Source organism: Asticcacaulis sp. P2_C5, from assembly GCF_056404555.1.
The window spans coordinates 240,197-264,247 of record NZ_JBFUDU010000006.1 but is presented as its reverse complement, the minus strand read 5'-3'; the positions used below and the strand labels follow the sequence as shown (position 1 = coordinate 264,247).

Here is a 24,051-nt window from a genome sequence, read left to right as displayed (position 1 = left end):
TTCGCCACGTCATAACGGCCCGAACTACGGTGGAAGTAAGATGTAAGAAAACCCCGGAAGCGTTGCTTCCGGGGTTTTCTGTTATCGGTTCAGCTGTCTTTCTTGGTTTTGTTCTCTTCCTCGTTCCGCCGGGCCGTGCGCTCACTATGCTGCAGGTTCAGCCAGCCAAGGTATTCGGCCCGCTCATAGACACTCCGGGCGCAGGCGTCATCCCCCGCATTCCGTCAAGCGAGGTCGTGACAGACGATAGGGCTTGTGTAGCCGTGAAGAGCCGATGACCGTGCCTGAATCAGGCCGGGATAAGGCCTTTTTCCGACAGGGCGGTCTTCAACTCGCCCGACTGGAACATCTCGCGGACAATATCGGCGCCGCCAATGAATTCGTTCTTGACGTACAGCTGCGGGATGGTCGGCCAGTCGGAATAGGCCTTGATGCCATCGCGCAGGGCTTCATCCTGCAGGACGTCGACTCCGACATATTCCACGCCGAGATGATCCAGGACCTGAACCACCAGACCGGAAAAGCCGCAACGCGGTTGCTCGGGGGTGCCCTTCATGAACAGGACGACATCGTTGCCCTTGATAGTGCTGTCGATAAAGGTGTTGACGTCGGGTTCGTCGCTCACGGCGCTCTCCTCGGGGAACAAACTGTAATATCGGCTATATAGGCGCGCCACCGGTGCAAATCCAGTCCATTCCGGAGCTGTTATCCGCCACGACCCCAGATCTACGCGCCCCGACCATTGAAACGCGCCATCTCGATCTGGGCCGGTACCGACGGTGGCATATGGCGTTCCGGTACGTTCGCCAGGGCTTCGAGATGCTCCGGACTGTCCGGTTCGACGAAGATGCAGGCCAGGCTGGGCTGTGTCAGGCCGTACCCCAGGCACAGTTCCTCAGGCGTCCAGCCATGAGTCTGGTGCAGGAAAGCATGTGTGCCGGCGCCTGCCAGCGGATTCTTGGCCTTGGCACCGAACCAGCCGCGGCGGGCTTCCTGGGGCACGACGTCGGACGCCTTGCGATAGGCTTCCGGGAAGAAGGCCGTGGCGACAACGTTCATTTCGCGCTGAATGGCATTGTCGATCTGGCGGCGCTTGTCCCAGCTCGAATCGATGTCGAAACTGGTAGCCAGGACGTCGAACTGTGCGCCCTTGACCAGATCGCCGATATCCTCGGTTTCGGCATGGACGCCGAGATAACGCAGCATCTTGGATTTTTGCAGGTTGCGCAGAAAGTCGAGGCTGTCGTCGGGTAGCTCGCCAGCGCCGGGTTGACCGAACATCAGCAAGTCGATCCACTGGACGCCCGTGTCCTTGATAATGGCGCGCAGACGTTCACGCAGGGGGGCGAACGCGTAACCGGACGGGTCGCCAGCGTGTTGCGATTCGTGCGCGTCGATGGTGATGAACAGCAGTTTGCGATCGACCACAGCGAACACTTCGGTGGCGGCCTTGACGAAGGTCGCTTCGCTGCTGTCGAAATGATAGGTATTGATGCCGTTTTCGAGTCCGGTCATCACCAGCTTTTGCAACAGGCTATGGTTTTTGCGCAGCTTTTCGGAATTCAGCCGCAAGCCGATGGTCGAAAGCGCGATGCCCGAACGGCCGAAGGGACGGTAGCGCATGACCTTTATCCCTCCGTCCGCTTGTCGCGGCAATCTTGCGTTTTTTCCCTCATAATGAAACGTTTTGCCGCTGTGAATGGGGTTGAATTCGGAGGTATGCAACCGGCGTAACACGGAGAAGGTAATGAGAGTGTTAAAGACGGTTAAGCCTTCGCGGTTTGCGGACAATTTTTATGCACTGCGGCATGAGGGCGACATAACGAACAGGCTGGCAATCCTATGTCGCCTGAGCCGAAAGGCGCTCACCTAATCTTAACCGTCGCGGGTGAAATTAGTTAACATCTCGCGAAAGGCAGTTTCCATGGCTTTGGACATGCGCATATCGGCAGACTATGCCCTGCTGGACGGACTTTATGACCGTCTGTTTCCGTTATTGCGCTCGATTACCGGGCCGGGCATCGAGGAATCGCTGCAAATCTTCAGCGAGCATATGCCTTTGGAGATATTCGGCGTGCCGTCGGCCACGCAGGTCTTCGACTGGCAGACTCCGCCGCAATGGAACTGCCGCACGGCCCGCCTGACGGGACCGGACGGCGAGGTTGTCTGCGATATGGCGGTCAACAACCTGCACGTCGTCAACTATTCAGAAGGCGTGGATCAGGTCCTGAGCCTGGCCGAGTTGCAAAAGCACCTGCATAGCCTGCCAAGTCTGCCGGATGCGGTGCCCTATGTCACCAGTTACTACAACCGGACCTGGGGCTTCTGCCTCAGCGATACGATGCGCAAGGGTCTGAAGGATGGGTTATATCACGCCCATATCGACGCCGACTTCAGCCAGGGCAGGGTGCCGCTCGCCCACACCTTTCTTGACGGGGACAGCGATCGTGAAATCCTCCTGTCGAGCTATCTGTGCCACCCCTCCATGGCTAACAATGAACTGAGCGGGCCGCTGGTCTTGCTGGGGCTGTACAATCGCATCAAGGCCTGGCCACGGCGCCGCCATCGCTTCCGCTTTGTGCTCAATCCCGAAACGATCGGCAGCCTGTGCTATCTGCATCTGCATGGCGACGAGCTGCGCGACAAGATGGATGCCGGCCTGGTCCTGACCTGCCTCGGTGGACCCGGCGAGATATCCTACAAGACGACGCGCCGTGAGACGGCGCGTGTCGACCGGCTGGCAGGGCAATGGAACGCCGGCGGCAGGCTGGGTATTCGACCCTTCACACCGACGGGGGGATCGGATGAGCGGCAATACTGCTCCCCGGGGTTCAATTTGCCGGTCGGACAGTTCGCCCGGGCGACCTATGGCGACTACGACGGCTATCACAATTCGCTCGATACCAAGAGCTTCATGACCATCGACGCCCTGGTGCGCAGCATCGACACCATCGAGGCCTTCCTGCTCGAGCTGGACGGGTGCGGCCCATGGACCAACCTGGCGCCCTATGGCGAGCCGCAACTGGGCCGGCGCGGGCTTTATCCCAATATCAATTCGGCGGCGACCTGGGGGGCGTCCAGTGACGAGGTTTTCGACGGACGACTGATTTTGCAAAGATTGCTGACCGTGCTGAACTACAGCGACGGTACCTATGATCTGATCGACATTTCTGAAAAATGCGGATGTTCGGTGCGCGACCTGCTGCCGATCGTCAAGCGGCTGGAAGAGGGCGGGTTGCTGCGCCTATGAAAGTGGTGTTTCTGACTGGATCGCATCCGCGTCATGCCTATATGGCGCGCGCTATAGCAGCGACCGGGCGCCTGGCGGGCCTGGTAATCGAGCAGCGCGAATCCTTTGTCCCTCAAGCACCTGAAGGGCTGAATTTGGCGACGGCAGACCTGTTCCGCCTGCATTTCGCGCGCCGTGATGCGGCGGAGGCGCACCATTTCGGTGACCCGGTCTTGCCGCAGGTCACGCGCTACGACGTCAGTATGGCCGAACTCAATACGGCGGCGACGGTTGATTTTGTCAACGCACAAAGCCCAGACCTGATCTTGTCCTACGGTGTCCACAAGCTGACGCCGGAGACGCTGAACGGCGTAAAATGTCCGTTGAAATGGAACATCCATGGTGGTCTGTCGCCGTGGTATCGCGGCGTCACCACCCATTTCTGGCCCAGCTATTTTCTCGAACCGCGGATGACGGGCATGACGGTCCACGAACTGACCGAGGCAATCGACGGCGGCGACATTATCCACCAGAGCGCGGCCGACCTGATCCGCGGCGATGGACTGCATGACCTGGCCTGCCGGGCCGTCATGGCGCTGGGCGAGGACATGACAGGCCTGATTGACGTAGTCGCTGGGGGACGATCGAGGCCGCCGCATCGCCAGGGCACGACCGGCCGGATCTGGCGCAGCGTCGACTGGCGGCCCGAACATCTGCATCCGATCTATGAGCATTATGGCGACCGTATCGTCGATCTGTGCCTGGAGGGCGCAATCGGGCAGGGCGTGCCGAAGCTGATCCGTCAGTTCTGATTTTCTCGAAATCCCATTCATGCCTGGTTCAGGCCATGGATTATAAGCTGTTTGGCCTTAAGCGCGTTACGCGCTATAGTTAAGCCTTTCAGGGGATGACGCATGAACCGGATCGTGACGACAGGAGCCAAGGGAATGGTTTTGGGTATGCTGGTCGCCATGACCCTGATGCAGCAAGCGTTCGGCGCGACCTGCGCGCGCGCGCCGGCGGCGGAGCTCGACAGCGCGATTGCCCAGACGATCGCCGCCGTGCAGAGCGGCAATGCCCCGGCCTTTCTCAACCTGATTAGCGACGATGGTGTGTCTCTGCCAGAGGGCGGTAAGATCGCCTTTCGCAGCCTGCAGAGCCAGTTCGATGGCAAGAGTGGCGCCTTTTGTACGTTGTTCGGCTGTCCGGGCAAGCCGGCCACCTTGGGCGGCAAGTTCAAGCGCGGCCAAATCGACAAACAGATCGACGAAAAGCACGGCCTGGCGACGGTCTTTATCAATGCCAATACAAACGACGAGCTCGACCTGAATTACAAGTTGCGCGACTGCCGCTGGGAACTGACGGGCATAGCTGCCGTCGAGTAGGGCGAACGTGATTTGACGCATGGTCTGGGCGTGGTATTCCTAGGTAATACCCGTTAATACCGAGGTGCCGTCATGGCTGTATCCGTCAAGCTGGATGATGATCTTAAAAGCCGCGTGAAAACTCTCGCTGAACAGCAGCAGCGTTCGCCGCACTGGATCATGCGTGAAGCTATTCAACAATATGTCCAGCGGGCGGAGGCGCGGCGATCTTTCATTCAGGAAGCGCTCGACAGCCGCGAGGAATTCGAACGGACCGGGCTGCATTTGACGCTTGATGAGGTGAATGCTTGGCTGGAAACCTGGGGCACGCCCGACGAAAAAGGCCCGCCTGAGTGCCACACCTAGTTCTGACGCCGGAGGCGCTGAGTGGCATGGAGCGATGCAGGGCCTTTCTGAACAAAAAATCGCCTGCGTCGTCGCGTCGTGCGATGGACACGGTTCGTCGACACTACGCGATCCTTCAGCACGCTCCCAATGCAGGGCGTCCACTCGAAGAGGGCCTGAGAGAACTGGTTATCCCATTTGGCGATTCGGGTTATGTCGCGCTCTATGACTATGTTGAAGCAAGAGATACTGTTCGCGTACTGGCATTCCGTCACCAGAAAGAAGCCGACTATTAGGCTTTTCCCGCCATATAGTCCGGCAACCAGGCTTCGTTCGTTTCGCGCAATGTGGTCAGGCTGAGGCAGACGCCGACATAGGTCAGGTCCGTGCCCATTGCGACACCGACGACGGCGACAGGAACCTCGGCCTCGGCCGCCTGGGCGGTGACCAGATGGGCGGCCGCTTCGTCGACCGCGACCAGGTAGCGCGCCTGGTCTTCGGCAAAGGCAAAGATGTGATCGGCCAAGTCGGTCGGATTTTTCAGTTCCAGCCCGACATTGGACGCCAGCGCCATATCGACAGCTGCCGACATTAGCCCACCATCCGACAGGTCATGGACGCCCTTGGCGATGCCGGTGCGGATCAGGCGGCGCACCAGGACGCCATTGGCCTTTTCGCACTCCAGGTCGACCTTGGGCGGTGCGCCGGCCTCGATGCCGAAGACTTCGCGCAGATAGAGGGACGAACCCATTTCGCCGACGGTTTCACCGACCAGCAGCAGCACCTGACCGGGACGCACCTTGTTGAAGCCCATGCGCTGGTCATAGTCCTTGAGCAGCCCTACGGCGCCGACGGTCGGCGTGGGCGGAATGGCCTGGCCGTTGGTCTCGTTATACAGGCTGACATTGCCGGAGACGACCGGGAAGGCCAGTTCGCGGCAGGCTTCGGCCATGCCGTCGATGGCGCGGACGATCTGGCCCATGATCTCGGGTTTTTCCGGATTGCCGAAGTTGAGATTGTCGGTGATGGCGATCGGTTCGGCGCCGACGGCGGTCAGGTTGCGCCAGGCCTCGGCGACGGCCTGTTTGCCGCCTTCATAGGGGTTAGCCTTGACATAGCGCGGGGTGCAGTCGGAGGTGACAGCGAGCGCCTTGCGCGTGCCGTGCACGCGGACAATACCGGCGTCGTGGCCGGTCGACGAGTCAGCCAGGGTGTCGGCCATGACATGGCGGTCATACTGCTCCCACAGCCAGCGCTTCGAAGCCTGGTCGGGGCAGGAGATGATCTTCAGCAGGGCATCGCCGACATTGGCGAGGGGAATGTCGGCGGCGCTCAGAGCCGGTTCCTGGGCAGGTTCGACCCATGGGCGATCATAGAGCGGCGCGTCATCGGACAGGGGCGCCAGCGGCAGGTCACAGACCACCTCGCCCTTGTGCAGCAACACGATACGGCCCGAGGTATTGGTCTCGCCGATTACCGCCGCGTCGAGACCCCACTTCTTGAAGATACGATGGCCGTCTTCTTCGCGGCCGGGTTTCAGGATGGCCAGCATGCGCTCCTGGCTTTCCGACAGCATCATCTCATAGGCTGTCATATTGGTTTCGCGCTGCGGCACCTTGTCGAGGTCGAGTGTCACACCCAGGCCACCCTTGCCGGCCATTTCCACGGAACTGGAAGTAAGACCCGCGGCGCCCATATCCTGGATGGCGGCGACCGCGCCGGACGCCATCAACTCGAGCGTGGCTTCGATCAACAGCTTTTCGGCAAAGGGATCTCCGACCTGGACTGTGGGGCGCTTTTCTTCCGAATCTTCGGAAAACTCGACACTGGCCATGGTGGCGCCGTGGATGCCGTCGCGGCCGGTCTTCGAGCCGAAATAAACGACGGGCAGGCCGGGTTCGGGCGCGGCGGAATAGAAGATCTTGTCAGCATCGGCCAGGCCGACGCACATGGCGTTGACCAGGATATTGCCGTTGTAGCCGGAATGGAAGTTGGTCTCACCGGCGACCGTCGGCACACCGACGCAGTTGCCGTAGCCGCCGATACCGGAGACGACGCCTTCGACCAGGCGGCGAGTCTTCGGGTGGCCGGGTTCGCCGAAGCGCAGGGCGTTGAGCAGGGCGACGGGACGGGCGCCCATGGTGAAGACATCGCGCATGATACCGCCGACACCGGTCGCTGCACCCTGATAGGGCTCGATAAAGGACGGGTGGTTATGCGATTCCATCTTGAAGATGCAGGCCTGACCATCGTCGATGTCGATGACGCCGGCATTTTCACCCGGACCGCAGATGACGCGCGGACCGGTTACCGGGAATTTGCGCAGGTGCATACGGGAGGATTTGTACGAACAGTGCTCGGACCACATGACGCTGAACACGCCCAGTTCGACGTCGTTGGGCTCCCGGCCCAGACGGTCGAGAATGACCTGATACTCATCAGGCTTCAGGCCGTAGTCGGCTGCCTTGGCGGCCATGGATTTCTGCGGGGCGGCGGTCACTGTGCTCATGACGGGGCATGTAGCGGATTCCGGTCCTGCGCTCAAGAAGCGTAGCGTTGGCGCGACGAAAAATGTCGCTCAAGAAGCGTAGCGTTAGCGCAACGAAAAATGTCGCTCAAGAAGCGTCGTCTCAGCGGTGCTTTGCGCGGCGATGCTTATGGCGCCGATGCTTGATCGTATGCGGTTTCGCCTTGGCGCCGAATTGCACCTTGACGGTGACGCGGCGGTTCCTGGCTTTCGTCACACCGTCGCCCGTCTTCACGGCCAATTGCGTTTCGCCGTGCCAGGCAACCGTAATGGCATCGGAGGGCACGCCATTGTCGGTCAGGGACTGGGCGACCATGGTGGCGCGGCGCCTTGAAAGGACAAGGTTGTAAGCCATGCTGCCCGACGTGTCGGCATAGCCGTCGACGCGTACGCGTGCGTCAGGCGCCGACTGGGCATACTGCGCCGCGTCGATAACGACCGACTGAGCCGCCGCATCGAGGCGTGAGCCGCCCAACGGGAAGTAGGTGGTATATTTATGCGGCTTAGGTGCCGTGAGCAGGTTGGGAGCGGCGGTCCTTGCGCCAGAATCTTCGCCAGACTCAACGTTTAGGTCGGGATAGTCGGCGGAATCAGAGGTCGAAGCGCCGTTTGTCGTGGCGGCGGATCGCGCTGCGGCCGCATATAGTCCGTTCGTCGTCGTCTTTGGAGCAGTGGCCTGTGACGCGCTTGTCGTAGCCGGCGCGACAGCGCTTGCCGGAGGCTTGGTCGCGGGTGAAGGCGCCGTACTGGCGGTGGGCAGGCTGGCTGGCGACGTCTGCGTCGAAGAGGTTTCGGCGTGCGAGGAGCGGGGTTTGAGCGGTGCGCCGAAGGTCCAGCGGAAGCCGACCGTCAGGCTCTGATCGGCGATAGGGCCCTGACCCTTGGCCGTATAGGTGTCGGTAACGCCGCCATGGGTGTCGCTGGCCGCGATGTCATAGGATGTGGAGCCCGTGCGCAGATAGCGATAGGTCATGTCGAAGTGCAGGCGCTGGGTGACGTCCAGGCTGGCGCCGGCCAGAAACTGCGCCGCCGGCAGGGTCTTGTCGGCCTTGGTACTGTAGACGTAGGTATGGCCGGTGGTGGTGACCGTCTCGTGATAGTCGGTTGTGGCCTTGACGACACCGGCACCGACGCCGACAAAAGGATGGATGCCGGACTCCGGCCACAGATCCACTATGGCGTTGGCCATCAGCGACGTCTTGTCGAACCTGTCCATATCGAGCGTTTCGCCGCCGCCCAGACCGTTGATCAACGTGCCGGGACGGTTGCCATATTCGACTTCAGCGCGCAGGTTCGGTGTGAAACGATAGCCCGCCCGCGCAAAGCCGCGGCCGGCATAGTCGGGTGTCAACTTGTAGCTGCCGTCGGCCAGGGGCGGTGTCGCGCCCGGGGGCGTCGAGGTCAGGGTGACGTCGCTGACCTTCAAGGATTGCGAGGCGGTCGGCCCATGTCCGGCATCGACCGCGACATACCAACCAAGCGACGTATCCGCCAGGGCACCGGACGCAAAGGCAGCGCCGGTAAGGGCTACAGCCGTGCCGGCAAGAAGACGTATGCGAAAGTCGGCCATGATCACGCCTGGGTACATATTGATTTTTATAAGCTATTTTATCAGGTCACAGACCCGTGCGCACCGCTCCTCCCGTAAAAGCCGAAAGAATCCTGGCGGTCGCAGCATTTATGTCCCGCTTACGCCCGCCGGTTGGCAATTTGGCGCGGGTTTTCATCACATAGGTTGAATATGTCGCAATCTGGGGCAGAACGTAACGAGCTGGGGCCGTTTACAGGATAAACTGGAACTTCGGCTGGTCGTCCCTGACGCAGGCCGTATCGACCTTGGCGTCCGGATTGGCGAAGAAGGCCGTGACCATGGCCTTGGCGCACGGGCTTTGACGCGCAACACCGTGTGTGCGGTTGGGGAACATGACGTAGGTGCCATGGTCGAGGCGCCTGACGGCGGCCTCCGACAGTTCGGCAGGGCAGCCTGCATCGATATCGGCCGACAGCAGCAGGGTCGGGATCGAACTGGTCAGTGGCTGGTTCTCGACCGGATCGGGTTTGCCCGTGTCAAAGCCTTCGCATACCGGAAAGAAACGCGCGGCGTCATGGGCAACGGCAAAGCTGATCGGGTCGCCCTTGCCACCGTCCATGGTGCCCTGGATATTCGACGGCGTTTCGAAGGCGAACTCTTCCTTGCACAGATGCGTAAAGAACTGCCCTTCGACATAATCGCTTTGTGTTTCCATAAAGGCATCGAGTGCTGAGTAGTCGCGTTTATAGAGCCGATCGATGGAAGCCGGCAGCTTCCGAGCGCCTTCGGTGTCGTAGATGGCGTCGAGCAGATAGGCGGCAACGGCGTCGGCGGAGTGGCCATCCGGCGCTGTCGGTCCCAGCTTGAGCAGATGCACCAACAAGGTATCGAGATGTTTTTCCCCGTCCGGATATTTGGCGTTGCAGGCGGCGTCGGCGGCACACAACGACAGGACCTGGCGGACTTCGCGCGACACCAGCAAAGGCAAGGGGCCCGTGGCACTGGCTTCGGGCGGCCATGTCGAGTCGAGCACAACGGAGCGGAGGTCCGACGGATCGTGCTGCATCACAGCCATAGCGACGCGCGTACCGTACGATATGCCGTACAGATTATAGGTTGTAATGCCGAGCGCCTTGCGCAGATCACCGATGTCCTGGGCGACGACGGCGCTGTTGTATTGCGACAGGTCGATGCCCTGGCCCTTTAGCTTTTCGCCGCACGCCTTAAGGTCCTCGACGCCCTTATCACTGGTCACGCCGGCGTCTGACAGGGGGGCATGGCCGCAGTCGAGGGACGGATTGGAGCTTTCGGCACCGCGTTCATCGAAGAATATCCAGTCGCGATCGGCCATGGCCGGAGCGCGGCCGGCCTTCAGGCGCTTGGCCAGGCCGTCGACGACACCGCCGCCGGGACCGCCGTGCAGGAAGATCACCGGATCGGGCTGTTTGGTGGCGGCGGTTGTCCGGACAATGACGACGGGGAAGGAGATCAGGCGGCCGTTATTGGCGCCGCGCGTTTCCTCGACCGTCATGTCGCCGCATTCGACATTATTGGGAAGGAAGCTGTAATCGGCCTTGCACGCTGTGGTGTGAAAGCCTGTCGTGGCGGTGGGCTTGGGCTGGGTGCAGCTTGTCAGGGCAAGGGCTGAAAGTGCGAGAAGACCGAGTTTGCGCCACATGATACCACCTCATTTAGGGCAGTGATCGCAGGAATGTGGGGCGGTGTAAAGTAAGGTGTGGAGTGGTTGAAACAACCCCACCGCCACCGAGGACTACGGCCTCGTGTGGCCGCCTCCCCGGCCTCGGCGGCAGCCAGCGGGGAGGTTAGGCCGCTTGAAGGGCCTTGACGAGGCTGCGGAACATCGGCGCGCCATCGGCCGAGCCCAGGGCCTCTTCAAAGGCGCGGTCAGGGTGGGGCATCATGCCCAGCACATTGCCGGCCTTGTTGACGATGCCGGCGATGTTGTTCATCGAACCATTGGGGTTTTCGACGTAACGGAAGACGACCTGGTCGTTGTCCTCGATCGACTGCAAGGTATCGGCATCGGCGAAGAAATTGCCGTCGCCATTGCCCTGGGTCATCCAGACGGTCTGCTTGTTGCCATAGGCGTTGGTGAAACGCGTATTGCGGTTTTCCAGTGTAAGCTCGATCGGCTTGCAGACATATTTCAGACCGGAATTGCGCAGCAGGGCGCCGGGCAGCAGGCCGCTTTCGCACAGGATCTGGAAGCCGTTGCAGATGCCCAATACGGAGACGCCGCGTGCAGCTTCGGTCTTGACCGCAGCCATGACCGGCGACTGCGACGCCATGGCGCCGCACCGCAGGTAGTCGCCGTAGGAGAAGCCGCCGGGGATGATGATCAGGTCGAGACCGGAGGGCAGGGAGGTGTCTTCGTGCCACACCATCTCAACACTGCCCTTGACGGTGGTTTCGACGGCGGTCTTGCAGTCACGGTCGCAGTTGGAACCCGGAAAAACGAGGACGGCGGCTTTCATGGTTCTAGGCTACCTCGACCTTGTAGGATTCGATGACCGTATTGGCCAGCAGCTTTTCGCACATGGCCTTCAGTTCATCCCTAGCCGCTGCCTCATCGGTCGCTGCCAGGTCGAATTCGAGCAGCTTGCCGACGCGGACATTGGCGACGCTATCCCAGCCGAGGCCGTGCAGGGCGCCTTCGACAGCCTTGCCCTGGACGTCGAGGACACCGGGTTTGAGGAAAACGTGGACCTTGGCCTTCATTATTGCATTCCGCCTTCAATAACCTTGGGCATGTCGCCCATAATGCCGAGACGCTTGGCGACCTCGGTGTAGCTTTCGATGACATTGCCCATGTCGCGACGGAAGCGGTCCTTGTCCATCTTCTCATTGGTCTGGGCGTCCCACAGGCGGCACGAATCGGGGCTGATCTCGTCGGCCAGGATGACGCGCGAGAATTCACCTTCGAACAGGCGGCCATATTCGATCTTGAAATCGATCAGAGTAATGCCGACCGCGGCGAACATGCCTGACAGGAAGTCGTTGACGCGCAGCGTCATGGCCAGGATGTCGTCGATCTCCTGGGTGTTGGCCCAGTTGAACGCCGTCACATGTTCTTCGGTGACCATGGGGTCTTCGAGGGCGTCGTTCTTGTAGTAGAATTCGATGATCGAGCGCGGCAGTTGCTGACCTTCCGGCAAGCCGAAGCGCTTGGCCATCGAGCCGGCAACGACATTGCGGCAGACGACTTCCAGAGGAATGATCTCGACTTCGCGGATCAGTTGCTCACGCAGGTTCAGGCGCTTGATGAAGTGGTTCTGAACGCCGATATTGGTCAGCTTCGTCATGATGAATTCGGAGATCTTGTTGTTGATGACCCCCTTGCCTTCGAGAACGGCCTTCTTCTGGGCGTTGAACGCCGTGGCGTCGTCCTTGAAGTATTGAATCAAGGTTCCGGGCTCAGGGCCTTCGTAGAGAATCTTGGCCTTGCCTTCGTATATTTTCTTGCGGCGGGTGGTCATCGCACCATCTCCAGAGGGGGAGGAGCCTGCGAGTCACTAAGATCAGCACTCTTTCAGGGTCGGCATCATAGGCGATGCCTTGTGCCGCCGCAAATAAACAAAATCTTTTGCCGTGTAAACGCCGGTTCTTGTTGCGAACGCGAATAAGCGGATTTAAAACGTAAGACTTGCCTGAAAGGTCTGTTCCATGTCCACGCCCACTGAGTCCCGCTCCGAAGCCCTTGCTGCAGAGGAACTGGCGGAGCGGCGTGCCGCTACCGGGCGTAATCGGGCCATCGCCATCTGGGCGGCGGCCAAGATGGGGCTCAATGCCGATTCGACCGAACTCTACGCCCAGGCGGTGGAAAATTTCCATGCCGAGCGCCCGACGGAAGAAGACGTGATTCGCAAGATCTATGGTGACCTGATAGCGTCCAACATCACGGTGCGTGAAAGTGAAGTGCGTACGCGGGCGGCGGAATTCCTGGCCCAGGCGCGCGAGGCGCTCAAGAGTTAAGCTAGAGCTATAAGAAACCAACAGAATTTTGGGAGCGGTTAAGCATGCGCGTAAAAGTTCTTTTGGCCCTGGGTTTGGGATTAGGCCTGCTGACCCTGGCCGGTTGCGCCACCATGCCGGCGGATGACGGCGGTGGGGGGTTGCCGCAGCAGCCGATCGACGCGCCGCCGCCGCCGCCGCCCAGTGAACCCACGGTCGATGAACCGGCGCCTCCGCCGCCTCCACCACCTCCGCCACCCGAGCTGTTGATGCCCGGCCTGGCATGGGAAAATAACCACTCTGAACGCCTGCCGTGGTCGGCGGAACTGCGCACCCAGGTTCGCGCCAATCTCCTATCCTTCAACAAGGCAACAGACTGGGCCGACTTCTGCCCTGGCTGGGGTAGCCTGAGCGACGACAACAAGGTCGATGTCGTGGCGACCATGGCGGTCGGCATCGCGAAATTCGAGAGCAACTACAATCCGCATACCATCTTCCATGAGCCGCCGCCGCTGGGTGTCGATTCGGTGGGCCTGTTCCAGCTGTCCTATGAGAACGGCTTCACCTGGTGCACGCTCGACCGACCCAACAAGTCGCTGGAAGACCCCATTAACAACATCAAATGCGCCGTGCCGAAAATGGCGAAGCTGATCGCCAAGGACAAGATCATCGCCGCCGGCAGTACAGGCGCCAACGCCATGGGGCTCTCGCGTTACTGGTCGGTCATGCGACTGGGCAGCGGCCACCATCTCGAAGATATCCGCGCCATGACCCACAACCTGCCGGTCTGCCACGCCTGAGGGTCTCCCGTATTTGCGGGATGGCTCAACGCATGCATCGCTTGATATCCTTGCCTGACATCAGGCGGAGGCTAATATGCGTTATGCGTACACAATCGGTTTGACGATGGTGGCGACGATGGTGGCGAGCCCCGTTTTGGCGGGCAACTGCCCCGGTGAGAACGTCAATTCGCCGCAACTGCCCGCCATTACTCGACTCGAATATACCCTGCCCGGTGACACCGTCCATCGGTTGCCGGCGGTCTCGGCCAATCCGGTGGACCACCGGAAGCTGGTTGGCGCCTCGCTGCGCGACGGCCAACTCGGTATTGTGCTGACCCTCGCCCAGCCGGTCCCAGCAGGATGTCGGGTCTATGTGCAGATTGCCGATCCCGGCGCCACGGATGGTGACCTGGAGATTGGCCGGGGCATGGAAGTCGTCAAACAGGCCTTTGATACACTCTCGTACAATTTCAACGTGGCTACATCCGTGGCAGGCAACGGTGGCAACACACTGGTCCTGTCCCTGCCGGTGCGTGCGCGCGTATCGGATGACCGGCGTTTCGGGCTCCAACTGCGCCTGGATACGTCGCGCGTCCGCCAGACACCCAGCAATTTCCAGCCCTTCGAGTTTACCGTCATGCCGTTCCGGCTGGTCAGCCTGACGGCGCAACAGGCGGAGATGAGCGCGGGGGCGCGCGTCGACGTTTTCGCAACGCTTAACGAGGCGCCGGACCAGGGGATGGGGCGCGAGGTCACGGTCGTCTATACGACCAGCAGTCCAGCGGCGGGATTGATTGACACGGCGGAGCTGGCTGCGCCACATCCGGCGGTGATGGTGCAAACCACGGTCGACGGTGGGGAGGGGACGCCGCGCGACCGGGTCGTCTTCATGGCGGCCCAGCGCCCGCTTGTGCCGCAGAATGGCATCCTGGTCGATGCGCGGACCGCCCTGACGGCGCGATTGCAGATGGGGCGCAGTGCGTCGGCTCAGCAAGGCCCATTGTCGTCACTCGATCTGACCGTCAGGGACGCTGCGGTCAAGACTATAGCGGTCATAGGTGTGGCCCCAAAAGGTGTCACGCCGGCGCAACCTCCGGAAACGCCCGTCCTGCCCGGTATTGTCGCAAAGACCAAGGGCAATTAACGATGCTGGTTCCTTGACTGGCACACTACTTATGCGCTGTCAGATAAACCGCCCGGTAATCGAGAAACGCGGGCCGCCAGCATAGGGCGCCACGGATGCCACCGAGCGCGGCTGGTCGCCGGCAAACAGCGCCAGATCGTTGAGGCGCGGCATGATCCCGCCCTCGATATCGCCGGACGGGCTGTGGAACAGCATCTGGCCGCCCCAGTCGGAACGCCAGCCGTCGGTGAAACTCCATTCGAAGCACAGGCGCGCCGCCGTGTCTGTATGGCGGGTGAAGAAATCACCCGGCCGGTAACAGACGGCTTCCAGGCCGGTCAGGTCGAGATCGGACAGACCGGTCAACTGGCCGCAAAATTCAGCAAAGGCCACAGACTTGATCACATCCGCCAGGGGCTGCAAGGCGACGCCCTCCAGCGTGCCCATCAGGCCGTAGCCAAGCCGCAGATACGACAGGCCCGACTGGGCGCGTTCGGCGGCTTCCGTCAGCCTGGCCTGGATATCGGCCTCGGGCAGGGTCGCCAGTTCGCGACGGTTAATGACCTCCGGCCCCTTGGATGTGACCAGTTGCAGTTCCCAGGGCGTCTGCTGTTCCAGCGCATGGTGAATGGCGCGGGCGTCGTCGTCCGCCACGGCGCCTTCCAGGCGGATACGGCCTTTCGACGCAAAACGGCTGAGATAGCCGCCGGTGTCGAACTGGGTGTTAAGCTTCACCGAACACCCGCGCAAAAATCGTGTCGACGTGCTTGGTGTGGTAGTCGAGGCTGAAGAAGGGCTCCAGTTCGGCGCGCGTGAAGAACTTCGAGACGTCCTCGTCGGCAGACAGGAAGTCAAGGAAATTGCCTTCGCCACGCCACACTTTCATGGCGTTGCGCTGAACGGCGGAATAGCTGTCTTCGCGCGACATGCCCTTTTGCGTCAGGGCCAGCAGGACGCGCTGGCTGTGGACCAGGCCACCCAGGCGATCGAGGTTTTTCTGCATGTTTCCGGGGTAGATCAGCAGGTTCTCGATAACATTGGCCATGCGGCGCAGGGCGAAGTCGAGGTGGACGCAGGCGTCGGGCGCGATGCCGCGTTCCACCGACGAGTGCGAGATATCGCGCTCGTGCCAAAGAGCGACGTTTTCCATGGCCGGGATGACGGCCGAGCGCACCAGACGGGCGAGGCCGGTCAGGTTTTCGGTCAGGACGGGGTTGCGCTTGTGCGGCATGGCCGAGCTTCCCTTCTGGCCGGGTGAGAAGAATTCCTCGGCCTCCAGGACTTCGGTGCGTTGCAGGTGGCGGATTTCGACGGCCAGGCGTTCGATGCTGGAGGCCACGATACCCAGGGCTGCGAAAAAGGCGGCGTGACGGTCGCGGGGAATGACCTGGGTCGAGACCGGCTCGACGGCCAGGCCCATCTTGTCGGCGACATAGGCTTCGACCTCGGGCGAGACATTGGCGAAGGTGCCGACAGCGCCGGATATGGCGCAGGTCGAGATTTCCTCGCGTGCCGTGACCAGACGGACGCGGGCGCGGACGAATTCGGCATAGTAGCCGGCCAGTTTCAGGCCGAACGTCACGGGTTCGGCGTGGATGCCGTGCGAGCGGCCCACGGTGGGGGTGAATTTGTGTTCAAGGGCGCGGCGCTTCAGGCCGGCGAGAAGCAGGTCGACGCCTTCGATCAGCAGGTCCGCCGAACGCTGCAGCTGGACGGCGAAACAGGTATCGAGCACGTCCGACGACGTCATGCCTTGGTGCAGGAAGCGGGCTTCCGGCCCGACGATTTCCGAGACGTGGGTCAGGAAGGCAATGACGTCATGCTTGACCGTGCGTTCGATCTCATCGATTCGGTCGGCGTCGAAAGCGGCGTCCTTGCCCTTTTCCCACAGGATTTTTGCGGCTTCCTCGGGGATGACACCCAGTTCAGCCATCTTGGTGGCAGCGTGCGCCTCGATTTCAAACCAGATTTTGTACTTGGTGTCGGCGTCCCAAATGGCGGCGGCATCCTTGCGGGCATAGCGGGAAATCATGGCAAACCTGTGCTGACAAACGATGCCGGCCTGATGGGCGCGCATCTTGCCGGTGTCAAGTCCCGATGCTGCCGCACCTGCGAAAACGGCGCTTCTCACAATAAAGTTAATTTACGCTTTGTAGGTGTGAGGGCTTGGCGGAGTGGTTTACAAAAGGTTAATTTACCGTTTTGAACTACCATGTAACGATGTGAGGGTTGTCGTCGTGCGCAAGCTTTTCCTGAAATCCGGTGTGGCTTTCCTGGCGGTCGCAGGTCTTGGCCTTGGACTGTCGGTCCAGGCGCGTGACAACAAGCCGGTGGTCAAGCCGCTGAGCCCAGACTTTGCCCACGCGTCGCACGATGCCGCGGTCCAGACTGTGACGGTCGTCCAGACCGGGACGCCTGGCCCTTCGGCCCCCCAGGGGCATGTCGTACAATCCGAACTGGCCGCCATCGGCACCGATGACGTCATTGCCTGCCCGGAAACCGGCCAGACCACGCCGGAATGGAAGGCTGTTCCCGAAGACCTGCGCAAAATCGCCCGTCCAGGCCAGTGCTTCGCCAAACTGCTGGTCGCACCGCAATTCGAACTGACCCGCGAACGCGTTCTGGTCGCCGCCGCGCGTACCGAAAGCCATACTGTTGCGGAAGTCTCCGAATGGCGCATGCAGGATGTCCTGGTGGAGCAGGAACGCGTCATGCACCGCATGATTCCGGCGGTGACGCACGTCGCCATGGAAACCGAGGTCGTCAAGCCGGCCGGCTTCCGCGAAGAAGTTACACCCGCCCGGTTCGAGAATCGCGTCGAGCGCATCATGGTCCAGCCGGAGCGCCAGATTTGGGTCGCCCAGCCGGGTATCGCCACGGGCGCGGCCCTGGTGACGCCGGGCGATCATCAGCCGGTCCGCTACCGTGCCGACGGCACCTTGACCTGGCCGGGCAAGGAACCCGTCAATATTCCAACCTCGGGCGAGACGCGCGAATACCTGCAACAGGGCAGCGCCCAGACCGTCTACTGCCTCAAGATTATTCCGGCCGTCTTTGAGGATCGCCGGTCGCAGGTCATGGTCGAGCCCGAACACGTCCGACGCGTCGAAATCCCGGCTGTGACGCGTCAGGTCCGCCGCACCGTCCTCGATGTGCCGGAGCACGAAGAAGAATACACCGTGCCGGCCGTCTACAAGAAGCAGAAGGTCAAGGTCGTGATTACGCCGGCGCACGTCGAGACGGTCGAAATTCCGGCGGTCTATAACGACGTGGCCCAGCAGCGCCTGGTGACAGAGGCCCAGCCGGTATGGCGCGAAGTGCTGTGCGACAAGAACGCTTCGCCCGCCAAGATTTCCGAAATTCAGCGCGAACTGAACAAGCGTGGCTACGACGCGGGTCCGGTCGATGGCCATCTCGGTCCGCAAACCGTGGCGGCCATGCAGAAGTTCCAGGCCGACAAGGGCCTGCCACAGGGCCAGGTTTCGGTTGAAGCCGTCCGCGCCCTGGGCGTCGCTCTGTAAATTTATAATACAAATGAAGTTTTAGGACTTCAAAACCTGCCGTACCCATGCCACTAATCTCCCTGTGCCGGCGCAGACCGGAAAAAGGGAGATGGCCCAGGGAGGCGGAAATGAACAGGCGTGACCTTTTCAAGAGTGCATGTGCGGCAGCCTTTGTTGCGGGCGTGGGCGGCAAGGCCAGTGCCCTGACTGTGCCGACTGTGGCGCCGCCTCCAACCCCCGGTCCGCGGCAGACCCTGCTGTGCAATACCGGCTGGCGATTCCATGATGGCGACATCGCCATGCCGGTCCTGATCACGCACGATGATACCTACAACGCCGCCAAAGCCGGAAGTGCGTTGGGCGCCGCGTCTGCGTCCTACGACGACAGCGAATGGACCGATGTCGCCCTGCCGCATGACTTCGCCAGCTTCCAGCCGATCGAGAACGGGACCAATGTCGACCAGGGCTATCGCCGGCGCGGCATCGCCTGGTACCGCAATTCGCTGCGCTTCGATGAGGCCGACCGGGGCAAGCATATCGAACTGCAACTGGACGGCGTAGCGACCTTCGCCACCATCTGGTTCAACGGCACTTTGGTGGCGCGGAACTGGAGCGGTTATTCCTCGGCCTATGTCGATCTGACGCCCTATGTCACCTATGGCGAGGCCTTCAATTCACTGGTCGTGCGCGTCGATGCCTCGGCCATGGAGGGCTGGTGGTACGAAGGGGCGGGCATCTATCGCGACGTCTGGATCGTCAAGCGTAATCCCGTCCACATCAGGACCGACGGCGTCTTCGCCCATCCGGTCAAGGACGACGACGGCTGGCAGATCCCGGTCGAGGTCACGGCCTACAGCATTCGCGGCGGTGAAGATCATGTCGATGTCACAGTCGAACTGTGGGACGACGAGGTCGGGCTTTTGGCCCGCGAGCAGACCGACTTCTGGGTCGTTGGCCTGGCGGGTGGTCGCGAAGACATCACCCTGCGTTACAACACACCACGCCTGTGGAGCCCGGATACGCCCAACCTGTATCGCGTTGTGACGACCCTGTCGCAGCAGGGGGTAGTGATAGACGAGGTCACGACGACCTGCGGCTTCCGCACCCAGCGCTTCGACGCCGACAAGGGTTTCTTCCTCAACGACCAGCACGTCAAGATCAAGGGCGTGTGCCTGCACCAGGATCATGCCGGCGTTGGCACGGCTGTGCCGGCGGGCGTTATCGACTACCGCCTGCGTCGCCTCAAGGAGACCGGCTGTAACGCCATCCGGTTCTCACACAATGCCCAGAACAAGGTATTGATGGATGCCTGCGACCGTCACGGCTTCCTGATCATGGCAGAAAACCGCAACTTCAATCCATCGCCAGACTATATGGAGCAGCTGGAATGGCTGGTCCGTCGCGATCGTAACCATCCGAGCATCTATCTGTGGTCGGTGTTCAACGAGGAGCCGATGCAGGGGACGGAAGCCGGCTATGAAATGGTCCGGCGGATGAGCGCCGTCGTCAAGTCGCTGGACACGTCGCGGCCGGTCACGGCGGCGATGAACAATGGCCTGTTCACACCGCTCAACGTATCGCACGCCGTCGATGTGGTCGGCATCAACTACCAGCAGGACCAGTACGATCCGTTCCACGCTGCCCACCCCGACAAGCCTATGTTCTCGTCGGAGGACACTTCGGCCTTCATGACACGCGGCGAATTCAAGACCGACCCCAACAAGCACGTCATGGCGTGCTACGACGATGACGCCGCACCGTGGGGTGAGACTCATCGCGCGGCCTGGAAGGCGATTGCCGAGCGCGATTTCATCGCCGGCGGTTTTGTGTGGACCGGTTTCGATTATCACGGCGAACCGACACCCCATACGTGGCCGACCAATTCATCCTTCTTCGGCATTATGGACCTGTGCGGTTTCGACAAGCCGGCCGCCGATATCCACCGGGCGCAATGGGTCGACAACAAGCCGGTGTTGGGCCTGTCGCCGCACTGGAACTGGACATCTGGCGAGACGGTGCGCGTTATGGCCTGCACCAATTGTGAAGAGGTCGAACTGTTGGTCAATGGCACTTCGGCTGGCAAGCAGAAGGGCGACCGCCTGGAGATGAACTACTGGACCGTGCCTTTTGCGGCGGGTTTCATCGAGGCCAGGGCTTACAAGGCGGGTAAGGTCGTGCTGACGCGGCGCGTCGAGACGACGGGCAAGACCGTGGCGCTGCGCCTGACGCCGGATCGCGCGATCCTGATGGGCGATGGCCGCGACGCCATGCCTGTCAAGGTCGAAGCCGTCGACGCCAAGGGCAGGGTCGTGCCGCAAGCCAGCGACAAGGTGACCTTCACGATCACCGGCGGCCAGATAATCGGCCTGGGCAATGGCGATCCCAACTGCCTCGAAGCCGAAAAAGGCAATATGCGCTCGCTGTTCCACGGCCTCGCCCAGGTGATCGTCCAGACGCCGAACAATGGCCATGGCAACCTGACGATCAGCGCCAGTGCACCGGGTCTGAAAGCCGGGACGGTGTCCATTCGGTTGGGTGACGCGGCTGCGCCGGCAGCCCAGGCCACGGCGCCGTCGGTGCAAAAGATCGGTGGCTGGTTTCGCGCTCCGGCCGGGACTGCGCCCTCGGCAGCGTTGGATTACAGCACCTGGAGATGGTTCAATACCGGTGAACTGGCGGGCGCGCCGTCTAAGGATGGCGTTGAACTGGTCGCCGCCAAGGTTTCGCCTTTCGCTTCGATCCAGAAAAACGGCGGGATCGTGGAGTTCCTGGACGTCACCGGGGCGTGCGACATCTATATCGACGGCGTCAAGGCGGGGTCGAAGGACTATGCCGAACCCGGCAAGGTGCGCATTCCCTTGACGCCCGGCGGCGAGCGTACGGTGGCGGTGCAGTTCCGCACAGTGACCGGCCAGGCCTGGGGCCTGCCGAAGGATGTTCGTATCCGGCCGTGACGGCTGCTGTCAGGAACTGGCGGTTCGCAGAATAATGTCGGGCGGTCAGGAGATGGATATGTACGGATTGATCGGCAGTTTTGTCGCCCATACGGGCAAGCGCGACGAATTGATCGCACGCATGACGGATGACGTCGGCGACCTGCCGGGTTGTCTCAGCTTTGTGGTGGCGAAAGATCCGACGGACGGCGAACGGATCTGGATCACCGAGGTGTGGGACAGCGCCGAGAGCCATAGGGCCTCGCTCCGCATTCCCGGCGTGGCGGAGTCGATCCGTAAGGCCATGCCGCTGATTGCCAGTTTCGGGCAACAGACCGTCACCGAACCGGTTGCCGGCATCGGCTTGTCTAAATGAGGCCTAGCTGACGGTGACTTGAAATGCCTTCGCGGCCGACGATCAGATGGTCGTGAACCTTAATGTTCAAGGTGCGCCCGGCCTCGATCACGGCCCGGGTCATGTCGACATCGCCGGAACTGGGCGTCGGGTCGCCGGAGGGATGGTTGTGCACCAGGATGACATTGCTGGCCGACAGTTCCAGCGCCCGTCGCATGATTTCGCGCGGATAGGCCGGCGCATGGTCGACCGTGCCGTAGCCCATGACCTCGTCTTGCAAGAGCTGGTTTTTCTTGTCGAGGAACAGGACGCGGAACTGTTCGCGCGGTTCGTGGGCCAGGGCGACCTTGACATAGGCCATCAGGGCCGACCATGAGCCGATGACGGTGTCGCGCCTGACCGGTGCGGCCAGCAGCCTCTGGGTTGCCTCAAACATCAGTTGCAGGTCGAGGGCGATGTCGTCGGAGACTTTGAGCGACTTGCCCTTGCTGTCGCTCGCGGTGACCCGTTTCAGGTCGTCGCGCGCAGCACTCAGTACACCCTGAAGCGAACCGAATTCGCGCAACAGCGCTTTCGCCAGCGGCTTGACGTCGCGTTGCGGGATCGAGCGGAACAGAAACAGTTCCAGCAGTTCGTAATCGGGCAGGGCGGCCAGACCGCCTTTCAGCGCGCGCTCACGCAGGCGCTGGCGATGACCTGCATGGTCGGGCGCGCGGGCGTCCGGACCGCCGGTTGCGCCCCCGTCCGACATGGCTCAGCCTGCGTTGGGCCGGAATTGGCCGGTGCGCGAAGCCGTGAAAACTTCGACGCCGTTGTCGGTGACGCCGCAGCTATGCTCGCACTGGGCCGTCAGCATCTTGTCCCGCGTCACGGCGGTCCAGCCGTCGTTCAGCACCTTGACCTCGGGGCGGCCCAGATTGATCATCGGCTCGACCGTGAAGAACATGCCCTTTTGAATTTTTGGGCCACTGCCGGCGCGGCCGAAGTGCAGGACATTGGGGTTGTCATGGAAGACGCGCCCGAGGCCATGGCCGCAGAAGTCGCGGACGACCGAGCAGCGCTGCGCTTCGGCGTATCTTTGGATGGCCGCGGCAATATCACCAAAGGTATTGCCAGGCTTGATCTGTTCCAGGCCCAGGCGCAGGGCTTCGTAGGTAATATCGACCAGGCGCTTCGCCTTGGGGCCGACCTCGCCGACGTCGTACATGCGCGAGGTGTCGCCATGCCAGCCATCGACGATCACGGTGACGTCGATATTGGCGATGTCGCCTTCGCGCAGGGTCTTTTCCGACGGAATGCCGTGGCAGACGATATGGTTGGGCGAGATACAGACCGTGTGCTGATAGCCCTTATAGTACATGCAGGCGGGCAGGGCGCCGTTGTCCAGTGTGAACTGGCGCGCCAGATCGTCGAGATAGGACGTCTTCACGCCTGGCACGACATAGGGGATCAGCATGTCGAGGCAATCCGCCGCGACGCGGCCGGCCTTGCGCATGCCTTCGAAGTCCTCTTCCGTATGAATACGAATGGTTTCGGAGCGGACGAGGTAATCAGAATCTGTGGTCATGGCCTCCTATATAGCCTCCTCTTGACGTTTTCTCAACCGTCACGCCGTAAACACAATAGCAAGTTCACGAGAGGGCAGCGTGGCCAGGTTCAAGATCACCTTTGTCGTCACGCTTATGGCGTTTCTGGCCGCTGTGGCGGTGTGGGTGCAGTACGACTGGCAGACCAGCTACATGCCTGTGAACGCCAGGGTCAGCCGATCCACAACCCTTTGCCACATCGAAAAGAATGGCCGCAAGGTTGTCGACAAGGTGGACCGGCAAACCATTGAGGTTCCATGCGCCATTGCCTATGCGGCGGTTGAAACAGGCCAGCGTTGGGCGGGACTCGATGTCGTAGCCCGAACAGCGATCGAATATATCTATGTCTCGCCGGTCGACAGGCGGAGCTATGCCGGCAATGCCGACCACGCCGCAAAGACCTTGCAAGTCGGTGATATAATCGAGATCCGGGCTCACAAGAAAATCGCGGCAAAGTCCAGGTACGCCGCCTGAGCTTTTATACCATTTCAGAGAAACTGGTCGGCATCAGCCAGCCCATATCGTCATGGCGCAGGCTTTCACTGACCGTGAGACCTGGCGAGCACAGCGGACATTCGTCCAGCGTCTCCTGAGCCGTCAGCCCATGCTCGATCGCGTCCATAATGCATTTGATATGCTCAGCTTGATTGTCCATGACCCGCCTCTTTCGTTCTACGGAATGGTATAGCCTCGACTCCTATATAGTCTGTCTTCGGACAAATTGCATTTACCGGATTTTTGCACTGCACAACAAATTCTCGTGACCGGGAAACCGCCAGGTACTGGCACGCTTGCGCAATA

The 24,051-nt window shown here is 61.2% G+C and carries 25 protein-coding genes; 12 read left to right on the top strand and 13 right to left on the bottom strand.

The window, feature by feature from the left end; translation table 11 throughout:
* Window positions 1-289: 289 nt before the first annotated feature.
* On the bottom strand, window positions 290-625 hold the full coding sequence (gene grxD, locus AC1DXO_RS12870; protein WP_476978554.1) for a Grx4 family monothiol glutaredoxin: 336 nt from the start codon (window positions 623-625) through the stop codon (window positions 290-292).
* Window positions 626-726: 101 nt separating this feature from the next.
* A complete protein-coding gene (locus AC1DXO_RS12865) occupies window positions 727-1,623 on the bottom strand; it encodes an aldo/keto reductase (RefSeq protein ID WP_476978553.1) in 897 nt (298 codons plus the stop codon).
* A 301-nt stretch (window positions 1,624-1,924) separates the two neighbouring features.
* Here AC1DXO_RS12865 and AC1DXO_RS12860 point away from each other — a divergent pair, with 301 nt between their 5' ends.
* The 5 genes from AC1DXO_RS12860 (at window position 1,925) to AC1DXO_RS12840 (ending at window position 5,234) form a co-directional block, all read left to right on the top strand.
* On the top strand, window positions 1,925-3,250 hold the full coding sequence (locus AC1DXO_RS12860; RefSeq protein WP_476978552.1) for a DUF4910 domain-containing protein: 1,326 nt from the start codon (window positions 1,925-1,927) through the stop codon (window positions 3,248-3,250).
* Complete coding sequence (locus tag AC1DXO_RS12855; RefSeq protein WP_476978551.1) at window positions 3,247-4,041, top strand: formyltransferase family protein; 795 nt, start codon at window positions 3,247-3,249, stop codon at window positions 4,039-4,041. Before AC1DXO_RS12860 ends, AC1DXO_RS12855 begins: the two co-directional genes overlap by 4 nt.
* Before the next feature lie 102 nt (window positions 4,042-4,143).
* The gene (locus tag AC1DXO_RS12850) at window positions 4,144-4,614 is read left to right on the top strand and encodes a hypothetical protein (protein WP_476978550.1); all 471 of its coding nucleotides are present in this window, start codon (window positions 4,144-4,146) and stop codon (window positions 4,612-4,614) included.
* 72 nt (window positions 4,615-4,686) lie between these two features.
* A complete protein-coding gene (locus AC1DXO_RS12845) occupies window positions 4,687-4,959 on the top strand; it encodes a CopG family ribbon-helix-helix protein (protein WP_476978549.1) in 273 nt (90 codons plus the stop codon).
* Window positions 4,947-5,234 (top strand): type II toxin-antitoxin system RelE/ParE family toxin, encoded by a 288-nt coding sequence (locus AC1DXO_RS12840; RefSeq protein ID WP_476978548.1) that lies wholly within the window; start codon window positions 4,947-4,949, stop codon window positions 5,232-5,234. Before AC1DXO_RS12845 ends, AC1DXO_RS12840 begins: the two co-directional genes overlap by 13 nt.
* Here the strand turns inward: AC1DXO_RS12840 and purL are convergent.
* From purL to purC, 6 genes are all read right to left on the bottom strand, one after another.
* Complete coding sequence (purL, locus tag AC1DXO_RS12835; RefSeq protein ID WP_476978547.1) at window positions 5,231-7,447, bottom strand: phosphoribosylformylglycinamidine synthase subunit PurL; 2,217 nt, start codon at window positions 7,445-7,447, stop codon at window positions 5,231-5,233. The two genes, AC1DXO_RS12840 and purL, sit on opposite strands and share 4 nt — an antisense overlap.
* A 121-nt stretch (window positions 7,448-7,568) precedes the next feature.
* Complete coding sequence (locus AC1DXO_RS12830; RefSeq protein ID WP_476978546.1) at window positions 7,569-9,035, bottom strand: OmpA family protein; 1,467 nt, start codon at window positions 9,033-9,035, stop codon at window positions 7,569-7,571.
* 211 nt (window positions 9,036-9,246) lie between these two features.
* Window positions 9,247-10,674, bottom strand: a complete 1,428-nt coding sequence (locus AC1DXO_RS12825) for an alpha/beta hydrolase (RefSeq protein WP_476978545.1) — start codon at window positions 10,672-10,674, stop codon at window positions 9,247-9,249.
* Between the two features lie 145 nt (window positions 10,675-10,819).
* The gene (gene purQ / locus AC1DXO_RS12820; RefSeq protein ID WP_476978544.1) at window positions 10,820-11,491 is read right to left on the bottom strand and encodes a phosphoribosylformylglycinamidine synthase subunit PurQ; all 672 of its coding nucleotides are present in this window, start codon (window positions 11,489-11,491) and stop codon (window positions 10,820-10,822) included.
* Window positions 11,492-11,495: 4 nt separating this feature from the next.
* Complete coding sequence (gene purS / locus AC1DXO_RS12815) at window positions 11,496-11,735, bottom strand: phosphoribosylformylglycinamidine synthase subunit PurS (RefSeq protein WP_476978543.1); 240 nt, start codon at window positions 11,733-11,735, stop codon at window positions 11,496-11,498.
* A complete protein-coding gene (purC, locus tag AC1DXO_RS12810; protein ID WP_476978542.1) occupies window positions 11,735-12,493 on the bottom strand; it encodes a phosphoribosylaminoimidazolesuccinocarboxamide synthase in 759 nt (252 codons plus the stop codon). The genes purS and purC overlap by 1 nt, the downstream gene beginning before the upstream one ends.
* Before the next feature lie 187 nt (window positions 12,494-12,680).
* On the opposite strand from purC, the gene AC1DXO_RS12805 reads away from it, so the two are divergent.
* The 3 genes from AC1DXO_RS12805 (at window position 12,681) to AC1DXO_RS12795 (ending at window position 14,894) form a co-directional block, all read left to right on the top strand.
* Window positions 12,681-12,989: an ATPase inhibitor subunit zeta gene (locus AC1DXO_RS12805; RefSeq protein ID WP_476978541.1), complete on the top strand. Its 309-nt coding sequence runs from the start codon at window positions 12,681-12,683 to the stop codon at window positions 12,987-12,989.
* 44 nt (window positions 12,990-13,033) lie between these two features.
* On the top strand, window positions 13,034-13,768 hold the full coding sequence (locus tag AC1DXO_RS12800) for a transglycosylase SLT domain-containing protein (RefSeq protein ID WP_476978540.1): 735 nt from the start codon (window positions 13,034-13,036) through the stop codon (window positions 13,766-13,768).
* 76 nt (window positions 13,769-13,844) lie between these two features.
* Window positions 13,845-14,894 (top strand): hypothetical protein, encoded by a 1,050-nt coding sequence (locus AC1DXO_RS12795; protein ID WP_476978539.1) that lies wholly within the window; start codon window positions 13,845-13,847, stop codon window positions 14,892-14,894.
* A gap of 39 nt (window positions 14,895-14,933) precedes the next feature.
* Here the strand turns inward: AC1DXO_RS12795 and AC1DXO_RS12790 are convergent, their stop codons facing one another.
* Window positions 14,934-15,608 carry a 2OG-Fe(II) oxygenase family protein gene (locus AC1DXO_RS12790; RefSeq protein ID WP_476978538.1) on the bottom strand — a complete coding sequence of 225 codons (675 nt, stop codon included), beginning with the start codon at window positions 15,606-15,608 and terminating at the stop codon, window positions 14,934-14,936.
* Window positions 15,598-16,905 carry an adenylosuccinate lyase gene (gene purB / locus AC1DXO_RS12785; protein WP_476978647.1) on the bottom strand — a complete coding sequence of 436 codons (1,308 nt, stop codon included), beginning with the start codon at window positions 16,903-16,905 and terminating at the stop codon, window positions 15,598-15,600. Before purB ends, AC1DXO_RS12790 begins: the two co-directional genes overlap by 11 nt.
* Window positions 16,906-17,110: 205 nt before the next feature.
* Here purB and AC1DXO_RS12780 point away from each other — a divergent pair, with 205 nt between their 5' ends.
* From AC1DXO_RS12780 to AC1DXO_RS12770, 3 genes are all read left to right on the top strand, one after another.
* Complete coding sequence (locus AC1DXO_RS12780; protein ID WP_476978537.1) at window positions 17,111-18,394, top strand: peptidoglycan-binding domain-containing protein; 1,284 nt, start codon at window positions 17,111-17,113, stop codon at window positions 18,392-18,394.
* Between the two features lie 110 nt (window positions 18,395-18,504).
* Complete coding sequence (gene galA / locus AC1DXO_RS12775; protein WP_476978536.1) at window positions 18,505-21,330, top strand: beta-galactosidase GalA; 2,826 nt, start codon at window positions 18,505-18,507, stop codon at window positions 21,328-21,330.
* Between the two features lie 58 nt (window positions 21,331-21,388).
* A complete protein-coding gene (locus tag AC1DXO_RS12770; RefSeq protein WP_476978535.1) occupies window positions 21,389-21,685 on the top strand; it encodes a putative quinol monooxygenase in 297 nt (98 codons plus the stop codon).
* Here AC1DXO_RS12770 and radC read toward each other — a convergent pair.
* Both radC and map read right to left on the bottom strand, forming a co-directional pair.
* Window positions 21,678-22,415, bottom strand: a complete 738-nt coding sequence (radC, locus tag AC1DXO_RS12765; RefSeq protein WP_476978534.1) for a RadC family protein — start codon at window positions 22,413-22,415, stop codon at window positions 21,678-21,680. The two genes, AC1DXO_RS12770 and radC, sit on opposite strands and share 8 nt — an antisense overlap.
* Before the next feature lie 3 nt (window positions 22,416-22,418).
* Window positions 22,419-23,231 (bottom strand): type I methionyl aminopeptidase, encoded by an 813-nt coding sequence (gene map, locus AC1DXO_RS12760; protein WP_476978533.1) that lies wholly within the window; start codon window positions 23,229-23,231, stop codon window positions 22,419-22,421.
* 79 nt (window positions 23,232-23,310) lie between these two features.
* Between map and AC1DXO_RS12755 the strand changes: the two genes are divergently transcribed.
* Complete coding sequence (locus AC1DXO_RS12755) at window positions 23,311-23,724, top strand: hypothetical protein (RefSeq protein ID WP_476978532.1); 414 nt, start codon at window positions 23,311-23,313, stop codon at window positions 23,722-23,724.
* 4 nt (window positions 23,725-23,728) lie between these two features.
* On the opposite strand, the gene AC1DXO_RS12750 is transcribed toward AC1DXO_RS12755, so the two are convergent.
* On the bottom strand, window positions 23,729-23,905 hold the full coding sequence (locus tag AC1DXO_RS12750; RefSeq protein ID WP_476978531.1) for a hypothetical protein: 177 nt from the start codon (window positions 23,903-23,905) through the stop codon (window positions 23,729-23,731).
* Window positions 23,906-24,051 lie beyond the last annotated feature (146 nt).